The 13,920-nt window shown below is 72.8% G+C and carries 1 protein-coding gene and 1 pseudogene; both read left to right on the top strand.

What is annotated here, in order from left to right:
• Positions 1 to 26: 26 nt before the first annotated feature.
• Positions 27 to 5,507, top strand: a pseudogene (locus NEH16_RS31735) (type I polyketide synthase); the annotation flags it as partial.
• Between the two features lie 44 nt (positions 5,508 to 5,551).
• Positions 5,552 to 13,849, top strand: coding sequence for a type I polyketide synthase (locus NEH16_RS31730; RefSeq protein WP_265546569.1), 8,298 nt, complete (start codon positions 5,552 to 5,554; stop codon positions 13,847 to 13,849).
• The last annotated feature ends 71 nt before the right edge of the window (positions 13,850 to 13,920 follow it).

Raw genomic sequence — 13,920 nt, 5'->3', positions numbered from 1 at the left:
CTGGTGACGAAGTGGAGACAGGCATCATGAATCCGGACTTTGGCATGCCGAAAAACGGCCCTGTCGGCCCTATCGCTGTTGTCGGTATGTCGTGCCGTTTTCCGGGTGCCGAGGGCGGTCCTGGGGAGTTCTGGGAGGGGCTGGTCCGGGGTTTTGATGCGGTGGGCGAGGTGCCTTCGGACCGTTGGGACGGGGAGGGTTTTTATGATCCCGATCCGTCGGTGGTGGGGAAGTCGGTGGCTCGGCGTGCGGGGTTTTTGAGTCGGGTTGATGGTTTTGACGCGCGGTTTTTTGGTATTTCGCCGCGTGAGGCTGTGGCGATGGATCCGCAGCAGCGGTTGGTGTTGGAGTTGGCGTGGGAGGCGTTCGAGGACGCCGGTGTGGTGGCGGGTTCGGTGCGGGGGTCTGCCGCGGGTGTGTTCGTGGGGGCGATGGCGGACGATTATGCGGTTTTGGCGCGGCGGGGTGGTGTGGAGGGGATTGGTGCTTTCACGTCGACGGGTCTTGCGCGGAGTGTGATCGCGAATCGGGTGTCGTTTCTGTTGGGTTTGACGGGTCCGTCGTTGGTGGTGGATTCGGGTCAGTCGTCGGCGTTGGTGGCGGTTCATCAGGCGTGTGAGGCGTTGCGTCGTGGTGAGGTGTCGTTGGCGTTGGCGGGTGGGGTGAATTTGATGCTGGCGCCGGAGTCTTCGGTGGCGGTGTCGAAGTTCGGTGGGTTGTCGCCGGATGGGCGTGCGTTTGTTTTCGATGGTCGGGCGAATGGTTATGTGCGGGGTGAGGGTGGGGGTCTTGTTGTTCTGAAGCGGCTGGAGGATGCGGTCGCTGATGGTGATGATGTGGTGTGTGTGATCGCGGGGGGTGCGGTCAACAATGATGGTGGCGGTGATGGTCTGACGGCTCCGCGTGTGGAGGGTCAGGCCGGGGTGCTGCGGCTGGCGTGTGAGCGGGCGGGGGTGGCGCCCGGCGAGGTCGGTTACGTGGAATTGCACGGGACCGGAACGGCGCTGGGCGATCCGGTCGAGGCCGCGGCTCTAGGCATGGTGCTGGGGAATGCGCCGGGGCGGGTCGAGCCGTTGGTGGTGGGCTCCGCAAAGACGAACGTCGGGCATTTGGAGGGCGCGGCGGGCATTGTCGGTCTGATCAAGGCCGCGTTGTCGGTGCGGTATGGGGTGGTGCCGGCGAGTCTGAACTTCGAGTCCGCGAATCCCGCGATTGATCTGGACGGGCTGAATCTGCGGGTGCAGACGGAGGCGGGCGTCTGGGAGGGGTCTCGTGTTGCGGGTGTGTCGTCGTTCGGGATGGGTGGGACGAACTGCCACCTGATTCTGCGGCCGGCACCCGAGCGGGCTCCTGTGGTGCAGGGTGTGGAGCCGGGGCTGGTTCCGTGGTTGGTGTCGGGGCGGAGCGCGGAGGCGTTGCGCGCGCAGGCGGGGAAGCTTGCCGAGTTCGTACGTACTTCTGACGCGTCTTTGCTGGACGTGGGTTATTCGCTGGTCTCCTCGCGCACGGTTTTTGAACACCGTGCGGTGGTGGTGGGCGCGGACCGCGAAGAGCTAATCGCTGGCCTGGAGAAGGTTCGTACTGCGGGCGCCGTAGGCGCTGCGGGGACGGCATTCTTGTTCACCGGGCAGGGGTGCCAGCGGGCGGGGATGGGCCGGGAACTCTATGAGGCATTCCCCGTCTTCGCCCAAGCCTTCGATGAGGCGTGCGCGCACCTGGACGGACACCTGGGCCGGTCGCTGAAGGATGTGGTGTTCGGGGGTGATCCGGTGCTGGATCAGACCCGGTTCACGCAAGCCGCGCTGTTCGCGCTGGAATCCGCCCTGTTCACGCTGGTGTCGTCGTTCGGGGTGCGTCCCGATGCGCTGATCGGTCACTCGATCGGTGAGGTGACCGCCGCATGGGCGGCGGGGGTGTTCTCGCTGGAGGACGCGTGCGCTCTGGTCGCGGTACGAGGCAGGCTGATGCAGGCCGCCCGTGCGGGTGGGGCGATGCTCGCGATCGCCGCCCCGGAAGCCGATGTTCTGCCCGAGCTGGTTGAGGGTGTGTCCCTCGCGGCGGTGAACGGTCCCGCAGCCGTGGTCGTCTCCGGTGACGCGGACGCGGTCGGGATGCTTGAGGACCTGTTCCGTGGGCGTGGCGTCAAGGTCAAGCGGCTCACGGTCTCGCACGCGTTCCACTCCGCGCACATGGACACCGCCCTGACGGAGTTCGAGCAGGAGATCAGCTCCCTCACGTTCAACGAGCCCCGGATCACGGTCATATCGAACGTGACCGGTCAGGTCGCGGACGAGCTGACCAACCCCGCGTACTGGGCCCGCCAGATCCGCGCGGCGGTCCGCTTCCACGACGGCATCCGCACCCTGGACGCCCAGGGCATCACCACCTACCTCGAACTCGGCCCCGACCCCGTCCTGACGTCCCTGGTCCAAAGCACCCTGGACACCCCCACCGCCGCATCCACACTCAACGCCCGCAGCGAAGAGCCCCGCGCCCTGCTGCGGGCCCTGGCAGCCGCCTACTCCAGCGGGACCGACGTCGACTGGGCCGCTTTCCTTCCCGGTGTGAACCGGGTCAAGCTCCCCACCTACGCCTTCCAGCGCAAGCGCTACTGGATCGACGTCCCCGATGCCCCTGCCGGCCCCGTCGCCGTGGCCGCGCAGGAACCGGAACCGGAGCAGGAGCCGGAAGGCGTACTGGGGGAGTGGGCGAGCCGGGTGCGCAAGCTCACCGGCAAGCAGGGGGATCTCCTGCGCCAGAAGCTGATCGCGGGTCTGATCTGCCGCCACACCGCCGAGATCCTCGAATACGACAGCGCCGATGCGATCGACTCCGAGCTGCCCTTCAAGGACCTGGGCTACAACTCACTCACCTCCGTCGAGCTGCGCAGCCGCCTGGCCGCCGACCTCGGTATCGCTCTGCCGTCCTCGCTCGTCTACGACTACCCGACCCCCGCCGTTCTCGCCCGCCACATCGTGCGCGACCTGGTGGGCGCGCCCGACCCCGACGCCGTGGACGCGGTCCTTGCCGGAGTCGAGGACGTGTCCGATGAGCCGCTGGCGATTGTGGGTATGGCGTGCCGGTATCCGGGTGGGGTGGTCTCGCCGGAGGGGCTGTGGAGCCTGGTCGCCGAGGGCGGGGATGCCATTGGTGGTTGGCCGGAGGATCGTGGCTGGGATGCCGAGGGTCTGTACGACGCCGAGCGGGGTGTGCCGGGGAAGTCGTATGCGCGGTACGGCGGCTTCTTGCAGGGGGCGGACGGGTTCGACGCGGAGTTCTTCGGGATCTCACCGCGTGAGGCGTTGGCGATGGATCCGCAGCAGCGTTTGCTGTTGGAGACGTCGTGGGAGGCGCTGGAGCGGTCGGGGATTGTTCCGCAGTCGCTCAAGGGCAGCCGGACGGGTGTCTTTGTCGGTGCGATGACGGGGGAGTACGGTCCGCGTCTGGCGGAGCCGATGCCGGGGACGGAGGGGTATCTCCTCACCGGTAACACGGCGAGTGTCGCTTCGGGCCGTATCTCCTACACCCTGGGCCTGGAAGGCCCGGCGCTGACCGTGGACACGGCCTGTTCCTCCTCCCTGGTGGCCCTTCATCTGGCGGCGCAGGCGCTCCAACGGGGCGAGTGCTCGCTCGCCCTGGCCGGTGGTGCGACGGTGATGTCGTCGCCGGGGATGTTCGTGGAGTTCTCGCGGCAGCAGGGTTTGTCGCAGGACGGCCGGTGCAAGGCGTTCTCGGCGAGTGCGGACGGGACGGCGTGGGGCGAGGGCGCGGGCATCCTGCTGCTGGAGCGGCTGTCCGATGCCCAGGCCAACGGTCACCCGGTCCTTGCGGTGATCCGGGGTTCGGCGGTCAACCAGGACGGCGCGAGCAACGGGCTCAGCGCGCCGAATGGCCCCTCGCAGCAGCGGGTGATCCGCCAGGCGCTGGCCAACGCCGGGCTGGCGGGTACGGATGTCGATGTGGTGGAGGCGCACGGTACGGGGACCAAGCTCGGTGACCCCATCGAGGCGCAGGCCCTGCTCGCGACGTACGGGCAGGAGCGCACCCCCGAACACCCCCTGTGGCTGGGCTCGTTGAAGTCCAACATTGGGCACACCATGGCCGCCGCAGGCGTGGGTGGTGTGATCAAGATGGTCATGGCGATGCGTGAGGGGGTTCTTCCCCGGACGTTGAATGTCACTGATCCGACGTCCCATGTGGACTGGTCCCAGGGTGCGGTGGAGCTGCTGACCGAGCAGCGGCCGTGGCCTGAGCTGGATCGTCCGCGCCGTGCGGCCGTGTCGTCGTTCGGTATCTCGGGCACGAACGCGCACATGATCCTGGAGCAGGCCCCGGAGGCGTCGCTTCCGGAGGTCTCCGCCGGTGGTGTGGTGCCGTGGATGGTGTCCGGTCGGACTGAGGAGGCCGTGCGTGATCAGGTGGCCCGGCTGACGGAGTTCGTGGAGAGTGCCTCCGCGCTCGCGCCGAGTGCCGTTGCGACCGCTCTGGCCGCGCACCGCACGGTGTTCGGGCAGCGCAGGGTCGTGGTCGGCAGCACCCGTCAGGAACTGCTGGACGCCCTGCGCGCGGACGCCGGTGCATCGGGGGAGGCGGTCACGGGCGGTAAGACCGTGTTCGTGTTCCCGGGCCAGGGCTCGCAGTGGATCGGTATGGCGGCGGGCCTGTTCGAGGCGTCGCCGGCGTTCCGGGCCCGCCTGGAGGACTGCGCGCGTGCCCTGTCCGCCTACACGGACTGGGATCTGCTGCCGGTGCTGCTCCAGGGCGATCCGGAGGGCCTGCTGGAGCGGGTGGACGTGATCCAGCCCGCGTTGTGGGCGGTCATGGTCTCCCTCGCCGAAGCATGGCGTTCCTACGGGGTCGTCCCGGACGCGGTGGTCGGCCATTCGCAGGGCGAGATCGCGGCGGCCGTGGTGTCGGGTGCGCTGTCCTTGGAGGACGGCGCTCTCGTGGTGGCGTTGCGGAGCCGGGCCATCATCGCTCTGGCCGGTCGGGGCGGGATGCTCTCGGTTGCGCTGCCCGCCGATGCGGTCCGCCCGTATCTGACGCGGTGGGCGGACGATCTGGGTGTGGCGACGGTCAACGGCCCGTCGTCCACGGTCGTGTCGGGCACGGACAGCGCTCTGGACGAGCTGGTCGCGGTGCTCGACGCGGACGGGGTGCGTTCGCGTCGTATCGCGGTGGACTACGCCTCGCACTCCCCGCATGTGGAGTCGATCCGGGACGAGCTGGCGCGGCTTCTGGCACCGGTCACGCCGCGCCAGCCCGAGATTCCCTTCTACTCGACCGTCACGAACGAGGTGGTCGAGGACGCGATCCTGGACGCGGGGTACTGGTACCAAAACCTGCGTCAGACGGTCGAGTTCGAGAAGACGACCAGGGCCCTGCTCGCGGACGGTTTCACCACGTTCATCGAGTCGAGTGCCCACCCGGTCCTGACGATCGGCCTCCAGGAGACCTTCGAGGCCGCCGATGCGACCACGGCGCTCGCGGTGCCGTCACTCCGCCGGGACGAAGGCGGCCTGGAACGGTTCCTGCTGTCCGTCGGTCAGGCATGGACCCACGGCGTCCCCGTCGACTGGACGACGGCCCTCCCCGAGCCCCAGCGCCCCTTGACCTGCCCACGTACCCCTTCCAGCGCACCCGCTACTGGCTCGAATCCGCCCCCGCCACCGGCGACGTCACGATGGCCGGCCTCACCTCTGCCGAGCACCCCCTCCTCGGAGCGGTGACCGAGGTCGCCGGCAGCGGGTCCGCGGTGCTGTCCGGGCGGCTCTCGCTGAAGTCGCACCCGTGGCTCGCCGACCACGCCGTCTCCGGCACGGTCCTGCTGCCCGGCACCGCCTTTGTCGAGCTTGCCCTCCGCGCCGGGTACGAGACCGGCTACGAAGTCCTCGAAGAGCTGACCCTCCAAGCTCCGCTGCTGCTCGGCGCCACCGGGGCCGTCCGCCTCCAGGTCGTTGTCGACGCCGAGGAGGGCGGCCGCCGTGCCGTCACCGTGTACTCCCGCCCCGAGAGCGCGGAGGAGAGCGGGGACGACGGGACGGAGTGGACCCGGCACGCCACCGGCGAGCTGGGCCACGGCGGCGTCCCCGGCGCACCGGCCGATGGGGTGTGGCCCCCGGCCGGGGCGGTCCGGGTCGACACGAGCGCGCTGTACGAGGAGCTGGCGGCAGCCGGTTACGAGTACGGGCCCGCGTTCCAGGGCGTCCAGGCCGCATGGCGCAATGGCGACGAGGTCTTCGCCGAGGTCGCGCTCGCCGAGGACCAGCACAGCGACGCCGGTACCTTCGGCATCCACCCCGCCCTCCTCGACGCCACCCTCCACACCGCACTCCTCACCCCCGGCACCGCACTGCCCGCCCCCCGCCTCCCGTTCGCCTGGTCGGGCATCCACCTCCACGCCACCGGCGCCACCACCGTCCGCGTCCACATCACCCCCGCCCACACCGACAGCATCACCCTCCACATCACCGACACCACCGGACAACCCGTCGCCACCCTCACCTCCCTCGCACTCCGAGAGGTGCCGGCGGGCGGACTGGCGCCCGCAGCCGCTGCCCGTGCCGTCCCCTACGTCGTGGAGTGGGCCGAGGCAGTGCTCCCCGACGCGGACGCCTCCGAGGCGACGACTGTGCTCGGCGGTTCCCCCACAGCCCGCGCACTCGCCGAGGCACTGGGTGCCGGGCTCCACGAGGACGCCGCCGCCCTGCTGGAAGCCGTACAGCAGGGGACGGCCGCACCGGAGTCCGCAGTGCTCCTCGTCCCCGGGGCTTCCGCCGAGGACGGGCCCTCGCTGCCCGAGCGGGTCCGGGCCGAGGTCGGCCGGGCTCTGGAGGCGGTCCAGAAGTGGCTGGCCGACGAAGGACTCGCCGGCACCCGGCTGGTCGTCGCCACCCGCGGCGCGCTGGCCGCGCAGGAGGGCGAGGACGTGCGGGACCTCGCGGGCGCTGCCGTGTGGGGTCTGCTGCGCACCGCGCAGGCGGAGGAGCCGGGCCGCTTCGCCCTCCTCGATCTGGACCCGAGCGGCAACGACGACCCGGACGCCCTGGTCCGCGCCCTGTCGGGCGCGCCCTCCGAGCCCCAGCTCGCGGTGCGTGGCCGGGCCGTCCACGCGCCCCGGCTGGTCCGCGCCACCGACAGCCCGGCCGCGCTTCCCGCCCTCGATCCGGCCGGGACCGTACTCGTCACCGGGGCCTCCGGGACGCTCGGCGGGCTCTTCGCCCGGCACCTGGTCACCGCCTACGGGGTACGGCACCTGCTGCTGGCCAGCCGCCGGGGCGCCGACGCGCCCGGTGCGGCCGAACTGGACGCGCAGCTGCGGGAGATGGGCGCCGAGGCCACCTTCGCGTCCTGCGACGTCGGCGACCGGGACGCGCTCGCGGCCCTCCTGGCCACCGTCCCGACCGACCACCCCCTCACCGCCGTCATCCACACCGCGGGCGCCCTGGACGACGGCACGGTCACCGCCCTCACCCCCGAGCGCGTCGACACCGTCCTGCGCCCCAAGGCCGACGCCGCCTGGCACCTGCACGAACTCACCCGCGACACCGGCCTCGCCGCCTTCGTCCTCTTCTCCTCCGTCACCGCCACCCTCGGCAATCCGGGCCAGGGCAACTACACCGCCGCCAACGGCCTGCTCGACGGCCTCGCCGCCCACCGCCACGCGCTGGGGCTGCCGGCCACCTCCCTGGCCTGGGGCCTGTGGGGTCAGGCATCCGGACTGACCGGTCACCTCAGCGACACCGACCTGTCCCGGATGACCCGAGGGGGCATCGCCGCGCTCGACACCGGGGAAGGGCTCGCGCTGTTCGACGCCTCGCTGGCGACCGGGCGTTCCGCGACCGTTCCGGCCCGCCTCGACCTGGGCGCGCTGCGCGGCGAGGCGGCGGCGGGCCGGCTCCCGGCGCTGCTCCGTTCGCTGGTCCGGGTCCCCGCCCGGCGGACGGCCGCCGCAGCGGGCAGCGCACAGCCCGGCGCCTGGGCCGAGCGGATCGCCGCACTGCCCGAGGACGGGCGGGCCGAGGCGGTCGCCTCGGTCGTACGAGCCAGTGTGGCGACGGTCCTGGGGCACGGTTCGCCGGACTCGGTGAACGAGCAGCGGCCGTTCAAGGACTTCGGCTTCGACTCGCTCGCCTCCGTGGAGCTGCGCAACCGGCTCGCGGCCGCGACCGGCCTGACCCTGCCGGCGACCCTCGTCTTCGACTACCCGACGCCGCGCGCGGTCACCGGCTACCTGCTGGAGCGGGTCCTCGGCGCGAGCACCCCGGCCGCCGAACCGCTGCGGGACACGGGCACCGCCGGGGAGGACGAGCCGATCGCCGTGGTCGCGATGAGCTGCCGCTACCCGGGCGGGGTCACCTCGCCGGAGGACTTGTGGCGCCTGGTCGAGCAGGGGACCGACGCGGTCGGCTCCTTCCCCGCGTCCCGGGGCTGGGACGAGGAGAAGCTGTACGACCCGGACCCGGACGCGGTCGGCCGTACGTACTCCACGCAGGGCGGATTCCTGCACGGAGCCGAGGACTTCGACGCCGAGTTCTTCGGCATCAGCCCGCGTGAGGCCCTGGCCACCGACCCGCAGCAGCGGCTGCTGCTGGAGACCGCGTGGGAGGCCTTCGAGCGGGCCGGGATCGACCCGGCCACCGTGCGCGGCAGCCGTACCGGTGTCTTCGCCGGCGTCATGTACAACGACTACGCCTCGCGGCTCAAGCCCGCGCCCACGGGGTACGAGGGCTACCTCGGCAACGGCAGCATGGGCAGTGTTGCCTCCGGCCGCATCGCGTACACCTTCGGGTTCGAAGGCCCCGCGATCACCGTGGACACGGCCTGCTCCTCCTCGCTGGTGGCCCTGCACCTGGCCGCCGGGGCGCTGCGCTCGGGCGAGTGCACGATGGCGCTGGCCGGCGGTGTGACGCTCATGGCGACGCCCACCACCTATCTGGAGTTCAGCCGTCAGCGGGCCCTGTCGCCCGACGGCCGCTGCAAGGCATTCGCCGCCCAGTCCAATGGGACCGGCTGGGCCGAGGGCGTCGGCCTGGTGCTCCTGGAGAAGCTGTCCGACGCACAGGCCAACGGCCACCAGGTGCTCGCCGTGATCCGCGGCAGCGCCGTCAACCAGGACGGTGCGAGCAACGGCCTGACGGCCCCCAGCGGCCCCGCCCAGCAGCGGGTGATCCGCCAGGCGCTCGCGGACGCCGGGCTGAGCGGCGCCGAGGTGGACGCCGTGGAGGCGCACGGCACCGGCACCACGCTGGGCGATCCGATCGAGGCGCAGGCGCTGCTGGCCACCTACGGCGAGGAGCACAGCCCCGAACTCCCGCTGTGGCTGGGCTCGCTCAAGTCCAACATCGGGCACGCACAGGCCGCGTCCGGCGTCGCCGGAGTCATCAAGATGATCATGGCGCTGCGCAACAGGGTCCTGCCCCGGACCCTGCACGTCGATGCTCCGACCCCCCATGTGGACTGGTCCTCCGGGACGGTGGAACTGCTCACCGAGCAGCGGCCGTGGCCCGAGCTGGACCGCCCGCGCCGCGCGGCCGTCTCCTCCTTCGGCATCTCCGGCACCAACGCGCACCTGATCCTGGAGCAGGCGCCGCAGGACTCCCGGCCCGAGGGCGCGGCGGAGGCCGGGGCGCCGGCCGGGCCCGTTCCCGTGCCGTGGGTGCTGTCCGCCCGTACCGAGGAGGCGTTGCGGGACCAGGCGTCCCGTCTGCGCGACCAGGTGGCCGCCGAAGAACCGGCGGTGGCGGACGTGGCCCTCGCGCTCGCCACCACACGCGCCCGCTTCGAGCACCGCGCGGTGGTCGCCGGCACGGACCGGGCAGAGCTGATGGAGGCGCTGGCCGCACTCGCCGCGGGCACCGGCACGCCCGCCGTCGTCCGGGGGACGGCAGTCGGCATACCGAAGACCGCCGTGATGTTCACCGGCCAGGGCAGCCAGCGGCCCGGCATGGGACGCGATCTGTACGAGACCTTCCCGGTCTTCGCCGCCGCCTTCGACGCGGTCTGCGCCCACCTCGACCCCGAGCTGGGACGCCCGCTCAAGGAGATCGTCTTCTCGGTCCCGGACAGCCCCGAAGCCGACCTGCTGGACCAGACCGTGCACACCCAGGCCGCGCTGTTCGCCCTGGAGACCTCGCTGTTCAGGCTCGCCGAGCACGCGGGCCTCGCCCCGGCGCTCCTCATCGGCCACTCCGTGGGCGAGATCAGCGCCGCGCACGCCGCGGGAGTGCTGAGCCTCGCCGACGCCTGTACCCTGGTGGCCGCCCGTGGCCGGCTCATGCAGGCGGCCCCGGCCGGGGGCGCGATGATCGCGATCCGGGCCGCGGAGGCCGACGTACTGCCCCACCTGGAGCGGCACGCGGGCCGCCTCAGCCTCGCGGCCGTGAACGGGCCGGACTCGGTGGTGGTCTCCGGCGACCCGGACGCGGCCGACGAGGTCGCCGAGGACTTCCGCGCGCAGGGGATCAAGACCCGTCGGCTGACCGTCTCGCACGCCTTCCACTCGCCCCACATGGACGGCGTCCTCGCCGAGTTCGAGGAGGTCACCCGCACCCTGGACCTGCGGGAACCGGCCATCCCCGTCGTCTCCAACATCACCGGCCGGATCGCCGGACCCGGCGAGCTGACCGACCCCGGCTACTGGGCCCGGCACATCCGGGCCGCCGTCCGCTTCCACGACGGCGTACGCACCCTGCACGAGCAGGGCGTCACCAGCTACCTGGAACTCGGTCCCGACCCGGTGCTGACGGCCATGGTGCGCGGCGCCGTGGAAGGCGCCGACGCGGTGTCCACCCTGCGCGCCGGGCACCCGGAAGGGCGGTCCCTCCTCACGGCACTGGGCACGGTCCATACCCGGGGCGCCGCCGTGGACTGGCCGTCGCTGCTGCCGGCCGCGCGCACGGTGGAACTGCCGACGTACGCCTTCCAGCGCACCCGCTACTGGCTGGAGGCCCCGGCCGTCGCCCAGGACGCGGCCGCGGCGGGCCAGGAGGGCGCCGGCCATCCGCTGCTGAGCGCGGTCGTCGCCCTCGCCGGCGGCCAAGGGGCGGTGCTGACCGGCCGCATCGCCTCGGCCGGGCTCCCGTGGCTCGGCGATCACGTCGTCGCGGGCTCGGTCCTGCTGCCGGGTGCCGCCTTCGCGGACCTCGCGGTGTACGCCGGGGACCAGGTCGGCTGCGACACCGTCGAGGAACTGAACCTGGAGGCGCCGCTGGTGCTCCCGGAGCACGCCGCGCCGCGCCTGCAGATCCAGGTCACCGACACCGGCGACGGCAGCGGGCGGCACACCTTCACCGTCCACTCCGGCGGCGACGGCGGCGACGGCGACTGGACCCGGCACGCCACCGGCACCCTGGCACCGTCCGCGCCCACCGCCCCGCCCGCCGCGCCCTGGGCCGAGGCATGGCCCCCGGCCGGCGCCGAGCCGGTGGACGTGGACGCGCACGCCGACCGGCTCGTGGCCGCCGGGCTCGGCTACGGCCCCGCCTTCCAGGGACTGGTCGCGGCCTGGCGGGACGGCGACGTCCGCTACCTGGACGTACGGCTGCCCGAGGAAGCGGGCGCCGCCGAAGGGGACTTCGGCCTGCACCCCGCCCTGCTCGACTCGGCCCTGCGCACCCTCGCGCTGGGCGGCCACGGCCGGAGCGACGACGGGGAGGGCGAAGAGACCGACCGGATCCACGTCCCCTTCCTGTGGAGCGGGCTCCGCCTGCACGCCACCGGGGCGGGCACCCTCCGCGTCCGCGTCGCCCCCACGGGCGCCGAGGGCACGTACCGACTGGACCTCGCCGACCCGCAGGGGCGGACGGTCGCCACGGTCGACGCCCTCGCCGTACGCCCGCTCCCCGAAGGCGCCCTCGCCACCGCCGCCCGGAGCGGCCAGGGCACGGACGGCGGACTCCTGCGCCCCGACTGGATTCCCCTGCCGCTGGCGCAGAACGGCCCGGCAGGACCGGCGGACTGGGCCCTGCTCGGCCCGGTGCCCGAGGCGGCCGTCGTACCGCCGGAGACCACGCGGTACAGCGGGCTCGTCGCGCTCACCGAGGCCGTCCGGTCGGGGGCATCTGCGCCGCGCTTCGTCGTCACCGACGCCGTCGCACAGGCCGTGGTCCCGCCCGAGTTGCCGGCCGCCGCGAACACGACCCCGCCCGAGCGGCTCCGCGAAGCCATCGGCGGACTGCTGGGGCTCCTCCAGAGCTGGCCGGCCGAGGACGCGCTCGCCGACAGCACCCTCGTCCTGCTCACCCGGGGCGGCGCGCCCGTCGGCGCCGACGTCCCCGACCCCGTGGCCGCCGCCGTGCTGGGCCTGCTGCGCTCCGCCCAGGCGGAACACCCCGGACGCCTCGTCGTCCTGGACCTGGACGGGGATGCGGCCTCCGCGGCCGCCGTCCCCGCCGCGGCGCTCCTCGCCGTGGAGCACGGCGAGCCACAGCTCGCGGTGCGCGCGGGGGCCGTCCACGCTCCCCGCCTCGTGCCGGCCCGGCCCGACGACCCGGCCCCGGCCCCGGCGTTCCGGGAGGGCGGAACCGTCCTGCTCACCGGCGCCGGCGGGTTCCTGGGCGGGCTGGTCGCCCGGCACCTGGTGACCACGTACGGCGTACGGCACCTGCTGCTCGCGAGCCGCCGGGGTGCCGACGCACCTGGCGCGGCGGAACTGGGCGCGCAGCTGCGGGACCTGGGCGCCGAGGCCGTCTTCGCCGCCTGCGACGTCGCCGACCGCGACGCGCTCTCCGGCCTTCTGGCGCGGGTGGCAGAGGACCATCCGCTGACCTCGGTCGTGCACACCGCCGGTGTACTGGACGACGGGGTGCTGACCGGGCTCACCGCCGAGCGGTTCGACACCGTGCTGCGGCCCAAGGCCGACGCCGTGTGGAACCTGCACGAGCTGACCCGGGGGACCGCCCTCGACTCCTTCGTCGTGTTCTCCTCGGTCGCCGCGCTGCTCGGCACCGCGGGGCAGGCCAACTACGCCGCCGCCAACGCCTTCCTGGACGCCTTCGCCCATCAGCGCCGCGCGGCCGGACTGCCCGCGCTGTCCCTCGCCTGGGGGCTGTGGGGCGGCGACGGCGCCGGCATGGCCGAAGAACTCGGCGCCGCCGACCGCGCCCGGCTGGCCCGTACCGGCCTCGCCCCGATGTCCGCCGAACAGGGCCTGGCCCTGCTGGACGCGGCCCTGGCCGCCCGCTCGCAGCCGGCCCTCGCCCCGGTCCTGCTCGACTCCGCCGCCCTGCGGACCCGGGCCGGGGCGGGCACCCTTCCCGCGCCGCTGCGCGGCCTCGTCCGCACCCCGGCCCGGCGCAGCGCCGCGGCGGCCGCCACCGGCCCGGGCGGAGCGGCGACCTCGCTCGCGGACCGGCTCGCCGCACTCGGTGCCGAAGAGCGTGCCGACGTCGTCCTGGCCCTGGTGCGGGGCGAGATCGCCGGGGTGCTCGGCCACGCGGACGACCGGCAGGTCGATCCCGTACGCAGCCTCCAGGAACTCGGCTTCGACTCGCTCACCTCGGTCGAACTGCGCGACCGCCTCACCACGGCCACCGGGCTGCGCCTGTCGGCCACGCTCGTATTCGACCACCCGACGGCCCAGGCGCTCACCGCCGAACTGCTGGGCCGGCTCATACCGGAGGACTCTGCGGTCGGCGGGCTGTCCCGGGAGCTGGACCGGCTGGAGGCGGCCCTCGAAGCGGCCGAGGCCGGCACCGACGACCACGAACGCGCCGGCGGCCGGCTGCGCGAACTGCTGCGCAGGTGGCAGGCGGCCGCCGACGGCGCCGCCGAGCCGTCCGACGAGGGGCTGGCGGACATCTCCGACGCCGAACTGTTTTCCGCACTCGACGAGGAACTCAGTCAGTGAGACGTGGGCCCGGCTCCAACGGGCCCTGGTAAGTGGGGCATTGACATTTTCGGGTCACTGTCCCAGATTTT

The sequence above is a fragment of the Streptomyces drozdowiczii genome, assembly GCF_026167665.1.
Lineage (GTDB): Bacteria > Actinomycetota > Actinomycetes > Streptomycetales > Streptomycetaceae > Streptomyces > Streptomyces drozdowiczii_A.
The sequence above is the reverse complement of the archived record's forward strand: the minus strand, read 5'-3'. Positions and strand labels throughout refer to the sequence as shown.